Genomic DNA, 19,319 nt, shown 5'->3' on the forward strand with positions numbered 1-19,319 from the left:
TGTATTCCTTCCTCAGTACCAGGTCAGGAGGGTCGCCCCGGCCGTCATCCCACCGCCGATGGAGGCCAGCAGGACACGCTCTCCGCGTTCCAGGGGGCGGGTGCGGTTGGTGTGGTGCAGCGTCAGCGGTACGGAGGCGCCCGCCGTGTTGCCCAGGCTGGGCGCGGTGAGGGCGACCTTGTCCCGACCGATCCCGGCCTCGACCGCGAAGGACTCCAGCAGCCGGGTGTTGGCCTGGTGGAAAACGAACCGGTCCACGTCTTCCAGCCGCGCGCCGCATTCCGCGAGAGTCTGCCCGACCACCTTGTGCAGGGTGGTCATCGCGTAGTCCCGCACAGCCCTGCCGTCCATCCGGAAGAGATGCTCGCCCGCGCCGCGGGCCCGCTCGTCCAACGGGGTACGGCTGCCGCCGGCCGCGACCTTCACGTAGTCGTGCAGCTCGCCGTTGGCGAGCAGGGTGCTGCCATGGATTCCGTAGCCCTCCGGCACGGGGCCGAGCACGACCGCGCCCGCCCCGTCGCCGAAGAGACTGACCGTCTTGCGGTCGCCGCGGTCCATGATCCGTGAGAAGACGTCCGCGCCGACCACCAGTGCGTTCTGGCCGGGCTGACCGTCGAGCAGGGCCTTGGCGATGGTGAGCGCGTAGAGGAAACCGCTGCACACCGCGTTGACATCGAAGGCGGGCAGGGCCGGAAGGCCGAGTCCGGCCTGGACGACCGCCGCCGTCGAAGGCTGCGGGTGGTCGGGGGTGCAGGTGGCCACGATCAGGGCGGCGAGCCTGTCCTTGGCCTCCGGGCCGGCCGCCTGGAGCGCCGCGCGCGCGGCGGGGAGAGCCAGGTCGGACGTCGCCTCGTCATCCGCCGCGTAACGGCGCTCCAGAATGCCTGTCCGTTCGGCGACCCACTGCTCCGTGGTGTTCGCCCAGGCAGCGATCTCGCGGTTGGACACCACACGTTCGGGAAGGTGAGCGCCGATGGATATCACGCCGATTGCCATGTATCAGCCTCTTGTCCCTTGTAGCTGAAGGATGGTCATATGCCCATGCCGAGCCCGCCGCTGACCGGCAACACCGCGCCGGTCAGGTAACCGGCCTCGGCACTCGCCAGGAACCGGACGGCGGCGGCCACTTCCTCCGCCCTGCCTGGCCTTCCCAGTGGCGTCCGGCTGAGGAACTGCTCGCGCCGGGCCTTACTCAGGTCGCGCGTCATGTCGGTGTCGATCAGGCCCGGGGACACCACGTTGACGGTGATGCCACGCGGACCCAGTTCCCAGGCCAGCGAACGGGCCAGACCGACCAGGCCGGCTTTGGCTGCCGCGTAGTTGGTCTGTCCCGGAGATCCGGTGAACGCCGCGGAAGAGGAGACCAGGATCAGACGCCCCCAACGCTCGGCGAGCATCTGCCGGGACGCGTGCTTGACGACACGGATCACCGCGCGGAGGTTGGTGTCCAGCACCTCGTCCACGTCCTGATCGGTCATGGACAGCAGGAGCGCATCCCGGACGATGCCCGCGTTGGCCACCAGCACCTCTACCGGGCCCTGCTCGACGGTCACCTTCTCGAACAGCCGCGCCACCGCATCGGGCTCGGTGATGTCGCAGGCCACCCCGTACAGACCGGGTGGTGGCGCGGCGGTGCGGTACGTGACCGCCACGCGGTCGCCCCGGGCAGCCAGGTCCTGGGCGATGGCAAGGCCGATACCGCGGTTGCCCCCGGTCACCAGGACGGAACGGCCGGTTCGCGTCATGCCGCCGTCACCACCACGACGGCGTTCTGTCCTCCGAAGCCGAAGGAGTTCGACATGGCCGCGCCGATGGTCGCTGTGCGGGGCCGGCCCGCGACGACGTTCACCTCCACCTGGGGCTCGACACACTCCAGGTTCGCGGTGGGCGGTACCGACCCCTGCTCCACCGCCAGCACCGTGTACGCGGCCTCGACCGCTCCGGCCGCGCCGATCAGGTGGCCGACCACTCCCTTGGTGGAGGTCACCAGGGGGTGATCGCCGATGACCCTGCGGATGACGGCCGCCTCAGTGATGTCGTTCTTCGGGGTCGAAGTACCGTGCGCGTTGACGTGAGCCACATCTGCCGGGTCGAGGCAGGCGTCGGCCAGCGCTGCCCGCATCGCCCGCTCCGCACCGTCCCCTGTCGGGTGGGGGGCAGAGGCGTGGAAACCGTCGGCCGAGGCTCCGAAGCCGCTGATCCTGGCGCGGATCCTGGCCCCCCTGGCGCGTGCGTCGGCCACTCGCTCGAGTACCAGGACACCGGCGCCCTCACCGGCGACGAAGCCGTCCCGAGCCGCGTCGAAGGGGCGGGAAGCGGCTGCCGGGTCCTCGGTACGCCGGGAAAGCGCGCCCATCTTGTGCAGGCTGGCCATGCCGGTGCGAGTGAGCGCCGCCTCGGCGCCGCCGGCCAGCACGACGTCACAGACCCCACTCTCCAGCAGCATCCGGCCGAGACCGATGGCGGTGGTACCGGAGGCACAGGCGGTTGAGACCACCTGGTTCGGGCCCAGCGCCTGGCAGTCCATGGCGATGTGACCGGCCGTCATGTTGACCGGCGCCGTCACCATGAGCTGCGGGGAGACCACTGTTGGCCCACTCTGCAGGTACGTCTCATGCTCGCGTTCGAAGCTCGCGGAGCCGCCGAACGAGGTGCCGATCACCACCGCGACCCGGGCGCCCTCCCACGACTGCGGATCGAGACCGGCGTCCGCCACAGCCTGCCGTGCTGCGGTCACGCCGAGCTGGCTGACCCGGTCCATCCGCAGCATCGTGCGCCGACCGAGTTCGGCAGCCGCGTCGAAGTCGTCGACGCGACAGGAGAAGTCGACGGCCAGTCCCGCCAGTTCAGGGCTCCTGCTCGCCGTGGACCGGCCATCCCAGATCCGGTCCACATTGGCCTCGACCCCGATTCCAGCTGGAGTGACTAGGCCCAGACCGGTAACGGCCACATCGAACCTTCGGCTGCGCACGTCGGTCACGAAGCCGCCTTGAGCTCGTGGTCAAGAGAGCCGAGAACGTCGCCGACGGTGCGCTCGGGGGCGAGCTGGGTCTCATCGAGCACCACACCGAACTCCTTCTCCACCACCACGCTCAGTTCGACGATGAGGAGCGAATCGAGGTCGAGGGATTCGAGAGTGGTGTCTTCGGTGAGCGATTCGGTCTCCACACCGAGCTTCGCGCCCAGCAGGGAGTAGAAGCGCTCCTGGGTGTTGCTCATATCGTTTCTCCTGTGAATAGGTTGCCTGGGCGGTTCGCCGCCAAGGCGGTTTCTTCGACTCGGCCGGTTCGGTCTTCCGGCTGGTTCAGTGATGGGTGTCCGGGCGGCTGACCACGACAGCGGTGAAGGTGAAGCCACCGCCGCCGTTCAACACGACGGCGTATTGCCCTGGTTCCAGCCAGTTGCCGCTCGCCAGGTCGGCCAGTGAGGCGTTCAGATCACCGGCTCCGAGGTGGCCGGTGGCACGCCCGAGATCCAACAGCGATGCCGAGACGCACTCCGTCAGCGGCGGCACGTACGCCTCCGCCATGGCCTTCGTGCCCAGCCTGGGCAGCACCGCGTGGCGCAGCCGCGGGTCGTCAGGAGCCAGGCCGCAGGATTCGAGTGCCTCGCGGACCGCACTCCGGATCCGGTCATGGGCAAGCTTGGTGAAGTGCTCGATACCGAAGGTCCGCACGAAGTGACGCTTGGTGCGTCGCACGTCGATCATCGGGCTGTGGCCCAGCGGCTCGGCGTTCAGCTCGTCCTCTCCACGGTGCATGACCTCCAACTCGGCCGCCACGGTGGTGGCCATGGAGTGGAGAACGAGATCTGAGTGAAGTCCCTGATCCCGGTGCACCAGGACTGCGGTCCCCGCGTCCCCCGCGGCCATGCCGTAGTCGGTGCGCCAGCGGTGCCAACTCGGCATCAGGAACCGGTCGCCGGTCGTCACCAACGCCGGCCCGGCCTGTGGGTCTCCTTGTAACCGGGAGACGGCCAGCTCGATCCCGATGGCTCCACCGTTGCACTGCTGCAGCAGCCCGATCGGCACCGCATCACGCGCCTCGAGCCGGTCGGCGATGTAGTGCGGTGCCGACCAGGCGTCGTGTCCTTGATGGTGCACGCTTGCGTGGAGCACCATCGACAGTGTCTCCGCCGGGCAGTGACCCCGCTCCAGCACCTGGCGTCCCGCGGCCACGGCCATGTCCGGAGGGGCGATGTCCTCGCTGACCGGCAGGGCCGTGTAACCGAGATCGGCGGCACTGCGCCTGTCCACCTCCCCGGCGGCCAACGCCTCCTCGACGGTCTGCCGGTCCGCCGGATACCAGGCCGCGCACACCAGGCCGTAAGTCTTGCTCAGCCGCATCAGCGGCCTCCGAGGGCATCGGCAGGCGGGACGGGAGAGGCTGACGGCGTGGAGACGATGACCTCGCAGGTGCAGGCGGTCGCTCCGCCCTGCTCGAAGGCCACCGCCACCGAGCCGGAGTCCCCGGCCTGTTCCGGGCGCGCGGACACCTCCGTGGGACTGTCCAGTTCGACGAAGCGCTGGAAGCGGGCGCGCAGCGCTTTCACCCGCGGCCGGGCGGCCTCCTCACCTGCTGCCCCTGGCTTGGAGGTCAGGGCCAGGAGGGCGGCCTGGCGGGCGGCTTCCAACAGAGCCGTCGCCGGAACGTGGTCGAGCGGGTGGTCGTAGAACACCGGATGCGCCACCGGGACATCGAGGTCCGCGATGATCTGCCCATCGGTGCGACGCACCGCCGATATGGTGACGTTCTCCTCAAGCGTGCGCCCCACCGTGCGGCTTTCCGGCCGCGCGCCGAGCCGACGGGGCGGCATGCTGTCGGAGAGCGGCGCCGGCGAGTTACGACCCTTGGTCCGGAAGCTCTCGTAGCCGGAACGGGTCGGATATCCGGTGATCACTGTGCTGGTACCCACCCGGCGCCCGGCGAGGTACAGCTCGCTCACCAGGGTCGCCCCCAGCAGACGCCCGCCGCGCTGCCTCAGGTCCCGGGCCTCGATCACCATCATCAGCTCGCCGGGGCCAGGCGGCACCAGGAGCGACTCGTCGTCGAGTTCGACGGCCCACTCCGTGATGAGGAACGCCGCATCCATCGGGACTCCGAGGTGACAGTGCGCCACCAGGGTTCCCGCCTGCCGGGAGCACTCCAGCAGCAGCATCGGGTCGACGGGCGCCGGGGACAGCGGGTCGTCATTGAAGTACCGGTGGGCGGACGGCAGTCGCGCCGCGACTGCGAAACAGTCGCCACCCAGCGCGACGTGATCGGTGAGGAAGACCTCACTGGCCGCATGACGGTGGACGAGCGACCGTTCCACCGACCCGTCGAAGCGGAGCCGGTGCTCAGCGACGACCGCGCCGGAGGCCGCGGTCAAAGACGTATTCACCTGGGTCATCGACTTGCTCCGTTCGAATCGATCACACCGAGGTATCCGTGAGGAACACCTCTGGGCAGGCACAGCGGTGGAGCGGGCTGGGGTCGGTCGACCGGAAGAGCGGGTGCTTCTGGACGCTGAGCACAGCCGTGTGTCATCACCGTCATCGCGGGAACCCTTCCCGTGAGAGACCAGTGGCCCCCACGTCTCCCTCCCTGTCTCGTCGTGACGCGTCGCGCACCTTCACATCTGCGGCCGGCAATGCAAGAAGCTAGCCGCGGCGTCTTTCGTCCTTCTGTCGCAGCGTGTAAGCGACTGCTGCGCTCGACCGGGTGATACCGGGCAGCCGTCGTAGTCGGACCGGTCGCGGCCGAGGTAGCCGTCAACGAGGTAAGGGCGGTGCTGAACCCACTTGAGTGGGCCCCTGGCGGCTCTGGTGATCCGGTAAGGCGTCAGCGATGAGGTCGCGGATGCCGTGACCGGCACCAGATCTCTTCCCGGCACACGGTCGACTACCAGCAGCGCATGAGCGCAGCCCCATGGTGGTGCGTCCGGCGCCGCGCGGCCCGATCCTGGAAGTCTCACCCGAACAGCGGCGGCTGACATCCGCAGATTCCGGAAGACTGCCGGGTCCGCAGCACATCGGTCAGCGCCCAGTGGGTCAGGGATCGGCGGCCGTCGAGCAGCCCCGCCTGCGCGAGGGAGAACGCGCCACCGCGCAGCGCAGCGATGGAGGCACCCCGGGCGTGGGCGGGGCGCAGGACCGCGAGCACCGGCTGTGGCGCCGGAGTGAGGTCGTCCAGGCCCAGCATCAGGATCAGTCGGGCCCTGGGGGGCCAGGCGAGGGTGCGGTCCGGGATGTGCGTGAGCCCGCTGCGCATCGGCACTGGCCCGGGGCCGGCAGCCACCCAACGCAGTTCGAAGTCCGGCACCCCCTGTCGGTGCGGTCCACGCCCCACACCTCGCTGATCACGGTAGCGTGGAAGGCCCGGATGCCGGGAAGGCGAGCAGCGCGATACGCCGTTCCTGGGTCGGTCGAGTCCAGTAGACCAGCGATCATGTTCTTTCCGCACGCTGGGAGCGGGCCGGCCAAGACGGCAGGATCGAGGGCATGGAGATCACACGGAACGCGGCGCTGGTGGTGGACGTGCAGAAGGGCTTCGACGAGGCGGAGTTCTAGGGGCCGCGCGACAACCCGGCGGCCGACTGGAACATCGCAGCGCTGATCGGCGCATGGCAAGACTCGTGCCGCCCCGTCGTATTCACATCAGCGGGCGCAGGCGACTCCGGTCATCCGTGCAGCCGACTTAGGTGCGTGCGCGGCCGCTCCTGTACGGGCGTCTCGCTCAGCCCCAGCGAGAGCCGGGGCCCGGCGCTCCCGCCCCGCGGCACGAGCACGACCCAGTCCTCCTCGATCCCGTCGCGCGGCACATAGCCCAGCGCCTCCGTCCAGAACGCGGCGGCCCGCCGCACATCCGACAACACCCAGAACCACGGATCCGATGCCCAGCACGCCCCGATTCCGACCGCCCTGCGGCGTCGCGACACCCCCGGGACCCCCTCCATGCGGGACGCACGGAACCGCCCTCTCAGGAAGAGTCCCTCTCCACCAGTTCCGTCGGCAGGACCACCTGGCGGCGTTCCTGGGGGCGGGAGGCCGCCGGGCGCCGGTCCGCTATCTCCTCCAGCAGCAGGTCGGTCATCGCGCGGCCCATCTCCTCGATCGGCTGGCGCACGCTCGTCAGGGGCGGATCCATGTGGCGGGCGATCGCCGAGTCGTCGAAGCCGACGAGTGCCACGTCGTCGGGGATACGGCGGCCCGCCTCGCGCAGGACCCGGCGGGCCCCGGCCGCCATCACGTCCGACTCCGCGAACACCGCGTCCAGACCGGGGCGTCGCGCCAGCAGTTCCGCCATGGCCCGGCGGCCGCCCTCCTCCGTGAAGTCACCGGGGACGATCAGGGTCTCGTCCACCGCGCGGCCCGCCTCCCGCAGGGCGTCCCGGTAGCCGTCGATGCGTCGCTGGGCGCCGTAGACATCGAGGCGTCCGGTGATCGTGGCGATGTGCGAACGACCGCGGGCCATCAGATGCTCGACCGCCGAGCGGCCGCCGCCGTAGTTGTCCGAGTCCACCGACGGCAGCGCCTCGTGCTCCGAGCGGGGGCCGCTGATCACCGCCGGGATCTCCAGCTGGGCCAGGAGGTCGGGCAGCGGGTCGTCCGCGTGCACCGACACCAGCAGGACCCCGTCCACGCGGTGCGCCGCGAGGTACTGGGCCAGCCGGCGGCGCTCACGGTCGTTGCCCGCGAAGATCAGCAGCAGCTGCATCTCCGTGTCCGACAACTGGGCGCCCACGCCCCTGAGCATGTCCGAGAAGTACGGCTCGGCGAAGAAGCGGGTCTCCGGCTCGGGGACGACGAGGGCGATGGCGTCGGTGCGGTTGGCGGCCAGCGCCCGCGCCGCCGTGTTCGGCACATAACCGAGTTCCGCGACCGCGGCCTCGACCGCCGCGCGCGTCGTGTCACTGACCCGGGGCGAGCCGTTGATCACCCGGGACACCGTGCCGCGGCCGACACCGGCGCGTGCGGCCACCTCCTCGAGGGTCGGCCGGCCGCCGCCCCGGCCCCTCGCTCCGTGGCTTGCCATGGGGCTCCGCCTCCCGCTGTCGTCTCACGCCGGCCTGGAATCTAACAGTCACGTCCGCCCCGGTGATCGTCCACGGCGAGCGCCGGACCGCTCAGCGCGGGCCGGGCGGCCTCCCCCGGCTCGAGTTAACGGCCCGATAACTGACGGCAGTTCTGCGCGTCCGCTCCCTTGACACCCCCGCCCCGACCCACGACTCTTCAACACATCACATGTGGGAGCGCTCCCACACTACCTGACACATACACGTCCCGCACGTTCCCCGCCCGAGCCGCAGCGAGTACGAACGGGTCCAACCGATGCAGTTGGCCGGGGGGTCGGCACGTCAGGCAACAGGAGGACGCAATGCGCACGAGTACCCGCCGGTCCCACAGGCTGGTGGCCTTCGCGGCCGTCGCCGCGCTGGCCACGGGTCTGCTGGCCGGCTGCGCCAACGACTCGAACGACGGCTCGTCGGACGCGAGCGGCGGTGGCGGCGGCAAGGGCAAGACCACCCTGACGATCGGCACGTTCGGCGTCTTCGGCTACAAGCAGGCCGGTCTCTACGACGAGTACATGAAGCTGCACCCCGACATCTCCATCAAGGAGAACGTCACCACCCGCACCGACGTCTACTGGCCGAAGGTCCTCACCCGTCTTCAGGCCGGTTCCGGCACGGACGACATCCAGGCGATCGAGGTCGGCAACATCACCGAGGCCGTGCAGACGCAGGCCGCCAAGTTCGTCGACCTCGGCAAGGAGGTCGACAAGTCCCAGTGGCTGGACTGGAAGCTGGCGCAGGCCACCACCAAGGACGGCAAGACGATCGGGCTCGGTACGGACATCGGCCCGATGGCGATCTGCTACCGCAAGGACCTGTTCCAGAAGGCCGGACTGGAGACGGACCGCACCAAGCTCGCCGCCCTGTGGAAGGGTGACTGGGCCAAGTACGTCGACCTCGGCAAGCAGTACATGAAGAAGGCGCCGAAGGGCACCAAGTTCGTGGACTCGGCCGCCTCGGTCTACAACGCGGTGCTGGGCGGCGCGAGCGAGCGCAACTACGACAAGGACGGCAACGTCGTCTGGGACAAGTCCGAGGGCGTGAAGAAGGCCTGGGACGTCGCCATGACCGCGGCGACGAGCAACATGTCGGCGAAGCTGAAGCAGTTCGACCCGACCTGGGACCAAGGCTTCGCCAACGGCACCTTCGCCACGGTGGCCTGCCCCGCGTGGATGATCGGCTATATCGAGCAGAAGTCCGGTGACTCCGGCAAGGGCAAGTGGGACGTGGCGGCGGCCCCGACCGCGTCGAACTGGGGCGGCTCCTTCCTCGGCGTGCCGACGGCGGGCAAGCACCAGAAGGAGGCCATCGCCCTGGCGAAGTGGCTGACCGCGCCCGAGCAGCAGGCGAAGGTCTTCGCCAAGCAGGCCAGCTTCCCCTCGACCCCGTCGGCGTACGCGAACCTGACGCCGCAGGCCGACACCACCGCCTACTTCTCGAACGCACCGCTCACACAGATCTTCTCCGACTCGGCCAAGACCATCCCGACGCAGCCCCTCGGCCCCAAGGACAAGCCGATCGACGGCGCGATCACCGACATCGGCATCCTCCAGGTCGAGCAGAAGGGCAGGACCCCGGCCCAGGGCTGGGACGCGGCCACCAAGGAGATCAAGGACGTGCTCGGCCAGTGACCCGCTCCCAAGAGGCTCTCGCGCACCCCGCGTCGAGCGCCGAGGCCGCGCCCGGCAGCCCGCCGGGCGCGGCCCGGGGCGCTCACGGTCGCGGTACGCCGCCGGCGAGCACCGGCTCCCGGCGCAGCCGGCTGTACCGCTGGGACATGAAGGCGTCGCCGTATGCGTTCATCGCCCCCTTCTTCGTCGTCTTCGGGGCCTTCTCCCTGGTCCCGCTGCTCTACACGGCCTGGTACTCGCTGCACGACGTGCAGTTGTCCGCGCTGGACCACCAGACGTGGGCGGGGCTGGAGAACTACAGGAACCTGTTCTCCTCGGAGTTCTTCTGGAACGCGCTGGAGAACACCTTCAGCATCGGTGTGATCTCCACGGTGCCGCAGCTCCTCGCGGCGCTGTGGCTCGCGCATCTGCTCAACTACCGGCTGCGCGGCTCGACCGTCTGGCGGGTCGTGATGCTCACCCCGTACGCCACCTCGGTGGCCGCGGCGACGCTGGTCTTCACGCTGCTGTACTCCTGGGACGGCGGCATGGTCAACTGGCTGCTGCACTTCGCCGGCGTCGGCCCGGTCAACTGGCGGGAGTCCGACTGGGGTTCGCAGGTCGCGGTGTCCTCGATCGTGATCTGGCGGTGGACCGGCTACAACGCGCTGATCTATCTCGCGGCGATGCAGGCGATCCCGAGCGATCTGTACGAGTCGGCGGCGCTGGACGGCGCGGGGCGCTGGCAGCAGTTCCGCCATGTGACGGTGCCGATGCTGCGGCCGACCATCCTGTTCACGGTGATCGTCTCCACGATCGGCGCGACCCAGCTGTTCGGTGAGCCCCTGCTGTTCGGCGGGGTCAGCGGCTCCAAGGGCGGCTCCGAGCACCAGTACCAGACGCTCGGCCTGTACATGTACGACCAGGGCTGGATCATCGGCAATCTCGGCAAGGCGTCCGCGATCGCCTGGTCGATGTTCCTGATCCTGCTGGTGGTGGCCGTGGTCAACATGCTGCTCTCCCGAAGGCTGAGGACGTCCCGATGACCACACGTGATCTGACTCTGCCCCAGACGGCGGCGAAGGAGACGGCGCGGAGTGAGCGGCGGCCCCGGCGGCCCCGGGTGATGGGCGCGGGCAAGCAGCTGGACGCGGGCCCGGTCACCTATGCCGTCCTGACCGTTTTCGCGCTCATCTCGCTGGCGCCGCTGGTGTGGACGGCGGTCGCGGCCTCCCGCACCGACCGCCGGCTCGCCGAGACACCGCCGCCGCTGTGGTTCGGCGGGAACCTGTTCAAGAACCTCCAGGCGGCCTGGGACCAGGCCGGACTCGGCACCGCGATGTTCAACTCCACGCTCGTCGCGGGCACCATCACCGTCAGCACGGTCCTGTTCTCCACGCTCGCCGGGTTCGCCTTCGCCAAGCTGCGGTTCCGGTTCTCCGGTGCGCTGCTGCTGCTCACCATCGGCACGATGATGATCCCGCCGCAGCTGGCCGTCGTACCGCTGTATCTGTGGATGTCCGACCTCGGCTGGTCCAACCGGTTGCAGACCGTCGTCCTGCCGACGCTGGTGACCGCCTTCGGCACGTTCTTCATGCGGCAGTACCTGGTGCAGGCGCTGCCCACCGAGCTGATCGAGGCGGCACGCGTGGACGGCGCGAGCAGTCTGCGGGTCGTGTGGCACGTGGTCTTTCCCGCGGCGCGGCCCGCCATGGCCGTGCTCGGCCTGCTGACCTTCGTGTTCGCCTGGAACGACTTCCTGTGGCCGATCATCGCCCTCAACCAGCAGAACCCGACCGTGCAGGTGGCGCTCAACTCGCTGGGCACCGGGTATGTCCCCGACCAGGCGGTCATCATGGCCGGCGCCCTGCTCGGCACGCTGCCGCTGCTGATCGCCTTCCTGCTGTTCGGGAAGCAGATCGTGGGCGGGATCATGCAGGGGGCGATCAAGGGCTGACCCTCTCCCGCGCACGACTCCGCTCGTGCGGGGAGGCCTCCCTCGCCGCCCCGGCCGTCCGGGGCCGGCCAACCGCCGTCCCGGCCGTCCGCCGTGCGGGGGCCGGGTCACCGCCGCCCCGGCCCCTTTCCCCCTTGTCCTCCCCCACCACCGCGGGTCCCTCCGGGTCCCCACCACCACCGGTCTCCTCGACCATCAATGGGAGCGCTTCCATGCCTGAGTCCGCAACGCCCGTGAACTTTCCCCCTGCCTTCCTCTGGGGCGCGGCGACCTCCGCGTACCAGATCGAGGGCGCGGTACGGGAGGACGGCCGCACCCCCTCCATCTGGGACACCTTCAGCCATACGCCGGGCCGGACGGCCGGCGGCGAGAACGGTGACATCGCTGTCGACCACTACCACCGCTATCGGGAGGACGTCGCGCTGATGGCCGGGCTGGGCCTGTCGGCGTACCGCTTCTCCGTCTCGTGGTCGCGGGTGCAGCCGACCGGCCGGGGCCCCGCGGTCCAGCGGGGCCTGGACTTCTACCGCCGTCTGGTCGACGAACTGCTCGACCACGGCATCCGGCCCGCGATCACCCTCTACCACTGGGACCTGCCGCAGGAGCTGGAGGACGCGGGCGGCTGGCCGGAGCGCGACGTGGCGTACCGGTTCGCCGAGTACGCGCGGATCGTGGGCGAGGCGCTGGGCGACCGCGTCGAGCAGTGGATCACCCTGAACGAGCCGTGGTGCAGCGCCTTCCTGGGCTACGGCTCCGGAGTGCACGCCCCGGGCCGTACCGACGCGGCGGCGTCCCTGCGCGCGGCCCACCATCTGAATCTGGCCCACGGCCTCGGCACCTCCGCGCTGCGTTCCGTGATGCCGGCCCGCAACTCGGTGGCGGTGAGCCTGAACTCGTCGGTGGTGCGCACGGTGTCGCAGGACCCGGCCGACCTGGCGGCGGGCCGGAAGATCGACGACCTGGCGAACGGGGTCTTCCACGGCCCGATGCTGCATGGGGCGTACCCGGAGACGCTGCTCGCGGCGACGTCCTCGGTCACGGACTGGTCGCAGGTGCGGGACGGGGACCTGGCCATCATCAACCAGCCGCTGAACGCGCTCGGCCTGAACTACTACACCCCGGCGCTCGTCTCCGCGGCCGGGGAGGCGAGGACGAGCGGTCCGCGGGCGGACGGCCATGGCGCGAGCCCGTACTCGCCCTGGCCGGGCGCCGACGACGTGACCTTCCATCAGGCTCCGGGCGAGCGCACGGAGATGGGCTGGGCCATCGATCCGAGTGGCCTGTACGACCTGCTCATGCGGTATGCGCGGGAGGCGCCGGGGCTGCCGCTGTATGTGACGGAGAACGGCGCGGCGTACGACGACAAGCCGGACCCGGACGGCCGTGTCCACGACCCGGAGCGGATCGCGTATCTGCACGGGCATCTGTCGGCGGTCCGCCGGGCCCTGGACGACGGTGCCGATGTGCGCGGCTACTACCTGTGGTCCCTGATGGACAACTTCGAGTGGGCGTACGGCTACGGGAAGCGGTTCGGGGCGGTGTACGTGGACTACACGACGCTGGAGCGCACTCCGAAGTCCAGTGCGCACTGGTACGGCCAGGCTGCCCGGACGGGAACGCTGCCGCCGGCGACCGCCTGACCGTCCGGGGCGCGGCATGGGAAGGGGAGTGCCGCGCCCCGGGTGCCGCCTGGGGTTACTTGAAGGCGGCGAACGCCTTGGAGAAGGCGAACTTCTCCTGGTTGATCGAACTGCAGGTCGCGTCCGCGGTGGGCTTGGGGCCGCCGTCGCAGGCCTTGTCGCGGGCGGCCGACCACATCGACAGTCCGCCGAGGCCCTTGGACTTGGCGAAGTCGACCAGCTGGGTGGCGTCGTCGACCTTGAAGATCTCGGACGAGACGTCGTTGACGCCGATCATCGGGGTGACCGCGACCGTCTTCCAGGCCGCGCTGTCGGAGAGGGCGAGCACGCTCTTGATCTGCGCCTGGGTGGCGGTGGCGGCCTGCACGGCGTAGGTGCCCATGTCGCCGCTGTACGCGGGGCCGTAGTCCATCGCCATGATGTTGACGGCGGAGATCTTCACGCCATTCGACTTGGCGTCGGCCAGGAGGTTTACGCCGTCCTGGGTCAGGCCCTCGGGCATGACCGGGAGGGTGAAGGAGACGTCCAGGCCGGGGTGCTGCTGCTGGAGCTTGGCGATGGCCTGCGCGCGGCGCGTGTTCGCGGCGGCGTTCGGCAGCGCGCCGCCCTCGACGTCGAAGTCGACCTTGGTGAGCTTGTACGCGTCCACGGCCTTTCCGTACGCCGCCGCGAGCGCGTCCACGGAAGAGCACGTGGTCGCCAGTTCCGAACCGGAGGCGCCGCCGAAGGAGACGCGTACGTCACCGCCCTTGGCGCGCAGATCGCCGATCTGTGCGGCCACCGCGTCGCTGCCGATGGCCGTGACACCGCCCCACTTGGGCGTGCAGCCGCCGCCGTCGGTGACGAAGGCCAGGTTGTAGTTCCCGACCCCCGTCGCGTTCGCGGAGGCGACCAGGTCGAAGGCCGGGTAGAGGGATGTGTCGACGTACGGGGCGAAGCCGGCGCCGGCGGTCGTGCCGCTGCTCACGGTCTGCGTGGGGGTGGGGGTGGCGGGGGCGGTGGGGGTGGCCGGTGCGGTGGGGGTCGGCTTGGTGGTCGCCGTCGGGCTCGGCGTCGGCGTCGTGGGACGGCCGCTCGGCTCGGGGGTCGCGCCGTCGTCCGCCGAGCACTTCGCGCCGTCTATGAGACAGCCGGTCGGATCGCCGGACCCGGTCACCACGAAGCCCACGGTCACCGACTCGCCCGCCCTGAGCCCGTCCTTGTCCCAGGACGGCGGGCGCACGGTGACATGCTGTCCGTCCACCGTCGATGTGCCGTTCCACAGGGAGCTGAGCTTCGCGCCGGAGGGCAGGTCGAACCGCAGCGTCCAGTCGTCCTTGGCCTGACCGTTGTCGTTGGTGACGACGTACTGCGCGGTGTAACCCGTCGACCACTCGCTGGTCTTGGTGTATACGGCGCCGACGCCGGCGGCGTGTGCGGTGCCGGTGATCAGGATCGCCCCGCCGCCCACGACGGAGGCGGCGACGACACCACCGATCACCTTGTTCCGGCCGCTGATCCTGCGCCGGTGCGTACTGCTCATCGCGTGCCTGCCTTCACTGCTCACGGGGGGTGGGTGCGGCAGAACGCTAGCGAGCCGGAATCGGTCATACCGCCTGTTACGGACGGCCGTTGAGGATCTTAGGGTGCGCTTAAGGAAGGGATCGGGGACGGTTAAAGGTAGAGACCAATCTGCCGGGGCGGCGGCGCCGCACCGACCCCCGGTGGCCTCGCCGCACCGGGGCCCGCCCGTCGAGCTGGAACCAGATCCGCACCTCCGTGCCGCCGAGCACCGACGAGCCGATCCGCACATCCCCGCCCGTCGACTCCGCGAGCCGGCGCACGATGTCCAGGCCGAGGCCCGTCGAGCCGTCACTGCCCGAGCCGCGGCCGCGGGCCATCGCCGCCTCCGGGTCGGCGATGCCCCGCCCGGCGTCGGAGACCAGCACGATCACCGCGTCCTCGCCGTTGTGCACATCCACCGCGAACGCCGTGCCCTCCGCGGTGTGCCGGAAGACGTTGCCGAGGAGCGCGTCGAGCGCGGCCGCGAGATCGGCACGGGCGACGGGTATGCGCACCGGCCGGCCCACCCCGGCCACCCGCCACTTGCGGCCCTCGTCCTCGGCGAGCGCCGACCAGAACTCCATCCGCTCACGCACCACTTCGGCCGCGTCGCACCCGGCGCCCGCACCCGCCGCCGCGGTCTGCGGCTTGGCTTCCCGGGCCGTGCGGATGATCGTGTCCACCTCGCGCTCCAGCTGTGCCACGGCCGTCCGCGTCTGCTCGGCGGCCGGCCCCTCGCCGAGCGAGGCCGCGTTCAGCCGCAGCACGGTCAGCGGGGTGCGCAGCCGGTGGGACAGGTCGGCCGCCAGCTCCCTTTCGTTCGCCAGCAGTTGGACGACCTGGTCGGCCATCGAGTTGAACGCAACGGCCGCGAGGCGCAGTTCGGTCGGGCCCTCCTCCGGAACGCGCGCCCCGAGCTTGCCCTCCCCCAGTTCGTGCGCGCCCTCCACCAGGCGCTGCGCCGGCTGCACCATCCGCACTCCGAGCCGGTCGGCGACCGCCACCGAGCCGATGATCAGTGCGACGCCGACCCCGGCGAGTACCGCCCAGGCCGTGCCGAGTCCGTTGGTGACCTCGGACTCGGGGACATACACCTCGACCACGGCGATCGCACCGGAGCTGATCGCGGTGGGCTGGAGCAGTGTGGAGCCGCCCGGGACCTCGGTGGTGGAGGCGCGGCCCAGCCGGCGGGTGGTCGCGATGTCCTTGTCGGCGGCGCGCCGACGGCCGATGTCGATCGCCTTCGTGCCGTCGCCCGCCGGTATGTGCACCGCGATCCCGTCGTCGGAGCCCGCCGAGGCAACGACCCGCTCCAGCTGGTCCCTGTCGGTGGTGATGGAGAGGGCGGGCGCGATCGCGGCGGCCTCCCGCTCCGCGTTCGAGAAGGCCCGGTCGCGGGCCATCTCCTTGATGACCAGCCCGAGCGGGACCGCGAAGGCGACCACCACCATCGTGGTGACCGCCACGCACACCTTGACCAGAGCCCACCTCATGGTCCCGGCTCCGTCCTCGGCGGTTCCAGCTTCACGCCGACGCCCCTGAGGGTGTGCAGATAGCGGGGCCTGGCCGCGGTCTCCCCCAGTTTCCGCCTAAGCCAGGAGAGATGGACGTCGATGGTCTGGTCGTCCCCGTATGACTGCTGCCAGACCTCGGCGAGCAGCTCCCGGCGCGGGACGACCACGCCGGGCCGGCCGGCGAGGAAGGCGAGCAAATCGAACTCACGGCGAGTCAGGTCGAGGCGGATGCCGTCGAGTTCGGCGTGGCGGCGCAGGGGGTCGATGGCGAGGCCGCCGACCCGGATGACCGAAGGCGGCGCGGACTCCGCCGCGACCGCGCGGGCACGGCGCAGCACCGCCGCGATCCGTGCCGACAGGTGCTCGACCGAGAACGGCTTGGTCAGATAGTCGTCCGCGCCCGCGTTGAGCAGGCGGACGATCTCCGTCTCGTCGTCCCGCGCGGTGGCGATGATCACCGGTACATCGGTGATGCCGCGCAGCATCTTCAGCGCCTCGGACCCGTCCAGATCGGGCAGTCCGAGGTCGAGGATCACGACGTCGAAGGAGAGATGGGCGACCTCGCGCAGCGCCTCCAGTGCCGTGCCGACGCTGCGCACGGTGTGCCCGGCATCGGTCAGGTGCCTGATGAGCGCGGAGCGCACGAACTGGTCGTCCTCCACCACGAGCACACTTGCCATGGGCCGCACCGTACGCCATACGGCGGAGCCTGACCGGGGCCTGTGGACAACTCCCGTGCGCCAACGGGACAAAGGGAACGGTGTGCGACCCGTGAGACACGCGTGGGGCGCGTGAGGCACTATGGCCGGGATGCTCAGAGGACTCGTACACGTACTGGCATGGGCGCTCGCCACGGGCGCGGCGGTCACGCTGTCGTGGTGGGGCGTCCACACGGTGATGGCCGGGACCGCCTACGACCCGCCCCGCGCCCTGCCCATCACGGCGGGCGGCGCCACGGCGCAGGGAGCGGCGGCACCGCTGACGTCGTCGACCGAGCGGCCCGAGGCGTCGGAGAGTCCGCGCGGGAATCCGGCACCGAGCCCGAAGCCGTCCCCCTCGAAGACGGCTTCCACGCGCCCCGCCCCCTCCCCGACCGCGACCACGCCGCCGCCCTCCCCCTCCGCCTCCTCCTCGGGCCGGGTCAAGAGCTACGACACCGACGGCGGACGCGTGGTCTTCGACCTCGGCGACACCTCCGCGACGTTGGTGTCGGCCACACCCGGGGCGAGCTGGTCGATGCAGGTGTGGAAGACGGAGTCGTGGATCCGGGTGGAGTTCACCTCGGGTACGGCCCGGGTGTCGGTGTTCTGCACCTGGCACGACGGGCCGCCCCATGTGGAGATCGGGAACTACTGAGCGGGAACTACTGAGCGGAACTCCAGAGCGGGAACGGCCGGCGGGCCGGCCGCCGGTGGTCAGCGGAACACCGAGGGCGGGGGTGCCGGTGACGCCACCGCCGCCGCGTCCGTGACCGCAACCGCGCCGCCGGTGAAGTCGGCCAGTGCCCTGCCGTGCTCCACGCGCGCGGGGTGCGGGTCCGAGGCGGCGCGGCGGGTCAGTTCGGCGACCGGCAGCGGATGGGCGGAGGCGATCAGGACGGCGTTGCCGAAGCGCCTGCCGCGCAGCACGGCCGGGTCGGCGACCAGCGCCAGCTCGGGGAACACGGCCGCCGCTGTCGAGATCTGGCCGCGCAGATGGGCCAGCGGAGGGCCGTCGGCGAGGTTGGCCGCGTACACACCGCCGTCCTTCAGTGCCCTGCGGATCTCGGTGAGGAACTCGACCGAGGTGAGGTGCGCCGGGGTGCGCGCCCCGCTGAACACATCCACGATGACCAGGTCCGCCCAGCCGTCCGGGACCTTGGCGAGCCCTTCGCGGGCGTCCGTGGAACGCACCCGGATGCGGGCGTTCGGATCCAGCGGAAGCGCGCGCCGCACGAGTTGGACGAGTGCCCCGTCGCGCTCGACGATCTGCTGGGTGGAACGGGGGCGGGTGGCGGCGGTGTACCGGGCGAGGGTGAACGCGCCGCCGCCGAGGTGCACGGCCTGCACGGGACGGCCGGGCGGGGCGGCCAGGTCGATGACGTGGCCGAGGCGGCGCTGGTACTCGAAGACGAGATGGGCGGGGTCGTCGAGGTCGACGTGCGACTGCGGGGCTCCATCGATGAGCAGGGTCCAGGCACGCGCGCGGTCCCGGTCGGGCACGAGCTGGGCGAGCCCGCCGTCGACCGCCTCGACGACGGCTTCGGCGGCCTGTCCGCGCCGCGCGTTCCGTGACCTCCCCATCCCGCCATTATCGGGGGAACCCCGGGGGCCGGCCGCTTGGGGGCCACGGGCCCCGCATCGGGGGTTCCGTGCTGTCCGCGAGCGCTTACCGACAGTTGTCCGCGGCTTCGATCAGCCGGGCCGCCTCTCCGAGGGCCTCGCGCAGCACGGCCGGGTCCGTGGCCAGTTCCGCGTCGCCGGGTGGGAGCAGCCAGCCGGCGCCCTCGGCCTGGGGCCGCTCCGCGACGAGGCTCAGGCCCTTCCCGTCCGTCCGGGTGCAGGTGCTGCCCGGAAGGTCCCAGCCGTCCGCCGTGCCCGGCGGGACCAGGAAGCCGAGGGTGTCGCAGCCGCCGTCGTGCAGCACGGGGCCGACGCAGTCGCCCGCGCCGCGGCGGAGGATGTCGACCGCCTCCAAGCCCTGCCGGGCCGGGACGGTCACGAGGTCGGGGGCCCGGTGCGGCGGTGCGCCGCACTCCGGCGTCGGCACGTGGCGCGCGGTCGGCGACTGCGTATGGAACTCGCTGCTCTGCCTGGTCTGCATCCCGGCCTCCAACGGAACCCCTCCTCGACGGTGAGTTGGGTCGGGAGTTCGGGCGGCTCCCGGTCCACCGGGTTCAACGCGGTGGAACGTCAACGGCAACGGCACAACACCGCCGTTAAGGATGGCAGTTCATGGCAGATCGCGCATGAGATATCCGGTTTGTAGCCAAACCGTGCATGACGGCACCCGCGAGGCGGGTACT

The 19,319-nt window shown here is 70.7% G+C and carries 18 protein-coding genes and 1 pseudogene; 5 read left to right on the plus strand and 14 right to left on the minus strand.

Features of this window, described 5'->3' with window-relative positions; genetic code table 11:
• Positions 1 to 12: 12 nt before the first annotated feature.
• The 9 genes and pseudogenes from ACIP94_RS05355 to ACIP94_RS05395 form a co-directional block, all read right to left on the minus strand.
• On the minus strand, positions 13 to 996 hold the full coding sequence (locus ACIP94_RS05355; protein ID WP_402419801.1) for a 3-oxoacyl-ACP synthase III family protein: 984 nt from the start codon (positions 994 to 996) through the stop codon (positions 13 to 15).
• Between the two features lie 35 nt (positions 997 to 1,031).
• The gene (gene fabG, locus ACIP94_RS05360; protein ID WP_402419804.1) at positions 1,032 to 1,745 is read right to left on the minus strand and encodes a 3-oxoacyl-ACP reductase FabG; all 714 of its coding nucleotides are present in this window, start codon (positions 1,743 to 1,745) and stop codon (positions 1,032 to 1,034) included.
• Positions 1,742 to 2,980 carry a beta-ketoacyl-[acyl-carrier-protein] synthase family protein gene (locus ACIP94_RS05365; RefSeq protein WP_402419807.1) on the minus strand — a complete coding sequence of 413 codons (1,239 nt, stop codon included), beginning with the start codon at positions 2,978 to 2,980 and terminating at the stop codon, positions 1,742 to 1,744. Before ACIP94_RS05365 ends, fabG begins: the two co-directional genes overlap by 4 nt.
• On the minus strand, positions 2,977 to 3,219 hold the full coding sequence (locus ACIP94_RS05370) for a phosphopantetheine-binding protein (RefSeq protein WP_402419810.1): 243 nt from the start codon (positions 3,217 to 3,219) through the stop codon (positions 2,977 to 2,979). The genes ACIP94_RS05365 and ACIP94_RS05370 overlap by 4 nt, the downstream gene beginning before the upstream one ends.
• Before the next feature lie 85 nt (positions 3,220 to 3,304).
• Positions 3,305 to 4,345, minus strand: coding sequence for a 3-oxoacyl-ACP synthase (locus ACIP94_RS05375; RefSeq protein WP_402419811.1), 1,041 nt, complete (start codon positions 4,343 to 4,345; stop codon positions 3,305 to 3,307).
• Positions 4,345 to 5,391, minus strand: coding sequence for a ScbA/BarX family gamma-butyrolactone biosynthesis protein (locus ACIP94_RS05380; protein WP_402419812.1), 1,047 nt, complete (start codon positions 5,389 to 5,391; stop codon positions 4,345 to 4,347). Before ACIP94_RS05380 ends, ACIP94_RS05375 begins: the two co-directional genes overlap by 1 nt.
• A 560-nt stretch (positions 5,392 to 5,951) precedes the next feature.
• Positions 5,952 to 6,251 carry a hypothetical protein gene (locus tag ACIP94_RS05385; RefSeq protein WP_402419814.1) on the minus strand — a complete coding sequence of 100 codons (300 nt, stop codon included), beginning with the start codon at positions 6,249 to 6,251 and terminating at the stop codon, positions 5,952 to 5,954.
• A gap of 412 nt (positions 6,252 to 6,663) precedes the next feature.
• Positions 6,664 to 6,883: pseudogene (locus ACIP94_RS05390) on the minus strand (VOC family protein); the annotation flags it as partial.
• Positions 6,884 to 6,959: 76 nt separating this feature from the next.
• The gene (locus ACIP94_RS05395; protein WP_402419817.1) at positions 6,960 to 8,015 is read right to left on the minus strand and encodes a LacI family DNA-binding transcriptional regulator; all 1,056 of its coding nucleotides are present in this window, start codon (positions 8,013 to 8,015) and stop codon (positions 6,960 to 6,962) included.
• A 342-nt stretch (positions 8,016 to 8,357) separates the two neighbouring features.
• On the opposite strand from ACIP94_RS05395, the gene ACIP94_RS05400 reads away from it, so the two are divergent.
• The 4 genes from ACIP94_RS05400 (at position 8,358) to ACIP94_RS05415 (ending at position 13,259) form a co-directional block, all read left to right on the plus strand.
• Positions 8,358 to 9,683, plus strand: a complete 1,326-nt coding sequence (locus ACIP94_RS05400) for an ABC transporter substrate-binding protein (RefSeq protein WP_402419819.1) — start codon at positions 8,358 to 8,360, stop codon at positions 9,681 to 9,683.
• Positions 9,680 to 10,708: a carbohydrate ABC transporter permease gene (locus tag ACIP94_RS05405; protein ID WP_402419822.1), complete on the plus strand. Its 1,029-nt coding sequence runs from the start codon at positions 9,680 to 9,682 to the stop codon at positions 10,706 to 10,708. Before ACIP94_RS05400 ends, ACIP94_RS05405 begins: the two co-directional genes overlap by 4 nt.
• Positions 10,705 to 11,619 carry a carbohydrate ABC transporter permease gene (locus tag ACIP94_RS05410; protein ID WP_402419825.1) on the plus strand — a complete coding sequence of 305 codons (915 nt, stop codon included), beginning with the start codon at positions 10,705 to 10,707 and terminating at the stop codon, positions 11,617 to 11,619. Before ACIP94_RS05405 ends, ACIP94_RS05410 begins: the two co-directional genes overlap by 4 nt.
• Before the next feature lie 212 nt (positions 11,620 to 11,831).
• Positions 11,832 to 13,259 (plus strand): GH1 family beta-glucosidase, encoded by a 1,428-nt coding sequence (locus ACIP94_RS05415; RefSeq protein WP_402419828.1) that lies wholly within the window; start codon positions 11,832 to 11,834, stop codon positions 13,257 to 13,259.
• Between the two features lie 55 nt (positions 13,260 to 13,314).
• Here ACIP94_RS05415 and ACIP94_RS05420 read toward each other — a convergent pair whose 3' ends face one another.
• The 3 genes from ACIP94_RS05420 to ACIP94_RS05430 all read right to left on the minus strand — a co-directional run bounded on the left by ACIP94_RS05420 (position 13,315) and on the right by ACIP94_RS05430 (position 16,995).
• Positions 13,315 to 14,781 carry a cellulose binding domain-containing protein gene (locus ACIP94_RS05420; RefSeq protein WP_402419831.1) on the minus strand — a complete coding sequence of 489 codons (1,467 nt, stop codon included), beginning with the start codon at positions 14,779 to 14,781 and terminating at the stop codon, positions 13,315 to 13,317.
• Positions 14,782 to 14,890: 109 nt separating this feature from the next.
• The gene (locus tag ACIP94_RS05425; protein WP_402419834.1) at positions 14,891 to 16,294 is read right to left on the minus strand and encodes a sensor histidine kinase; all 1,404 of its coding nucleotides are present in this window, start codon (positions 16,292 to 16,294) and stop codon (positions 14,891 to 14,893) included.
• Positions 16,291 to 16,995, minus strand: a complete 705-nt coding sequence (locus ACIP94_RS05430; protein WP_402419837.1) for a response regulator transcription factor — start codon at positions 16,993 to 16,995, stop codon at positions 16,291 to 16,293. Before ACIP94_RS05430 ends, ACIP94_RS05425 begins: the two co-directional genes overlap by 4 nt.
• Positions 16,996 to 17,125: 130 nt before the next feature.
• Here ACIP94_RS05430 and ACIP94_RS05435 point away from each other — a divergent pair, with 130 nt between their 5' ends.
• On the plus strand, positions 17,126 to 17,671 hold the full coding sequence (locus ACIP94_RS05435) for a hypothetical protein (protein ID WP_402419840.1): 546 nt from the start codon (positions 17,126 to 17,128) through the stop codon (positions 17,669 to 17,671).
• A 59-nt stretch (positions 17,672 to 17,730) separates the two neighbouring features.
• On the opposite strand, the gene ACIP94_RS05440 is transcribed toward ACIP94_RS05435, so the two are convergent.
• Both ACIP94_RS05440 and ACIP94_RS05445 read right to left on the minus strand, forming a co-directional pair.
• Positions 17,731 to 18,597, minus strand: a complete 867-nt coding sequence (locus tag ACIP94_RS05440) for a spermidine synthase (protein WP_402419843.1) — start codon at positions 18,595 to 18,597, stop codon at positions 17,731 to 17,733.
• Positions 18,598 to 18,682: 85 nt separating this feature from the next.
• The gene (locus ACIP94_RS05445; RefSeq protein WP_402419846.1) at positions 18,683 to 19,117 is read right to left on the minus strand and encodes a hypothetical protein; all 435 of its coding nucleotides are present in this window, start codon (positions 19,115 to 19,117) and stop codon (positions 18,683 to 18,685) included.
• Positions 19,118 to 19,319 lie beyond the last annotated feature (202 nt).

The organism is Streptomyces sp. NPDC093261 (genome assembly GCF_044753645.1).
In the GTDB taxonomy this organism is placed as follows: domain Bacteria; phylum Actinomycetota; class Actinomycetes; order Streptomycetales; family Streptomycetaceae; genus Streptomyces.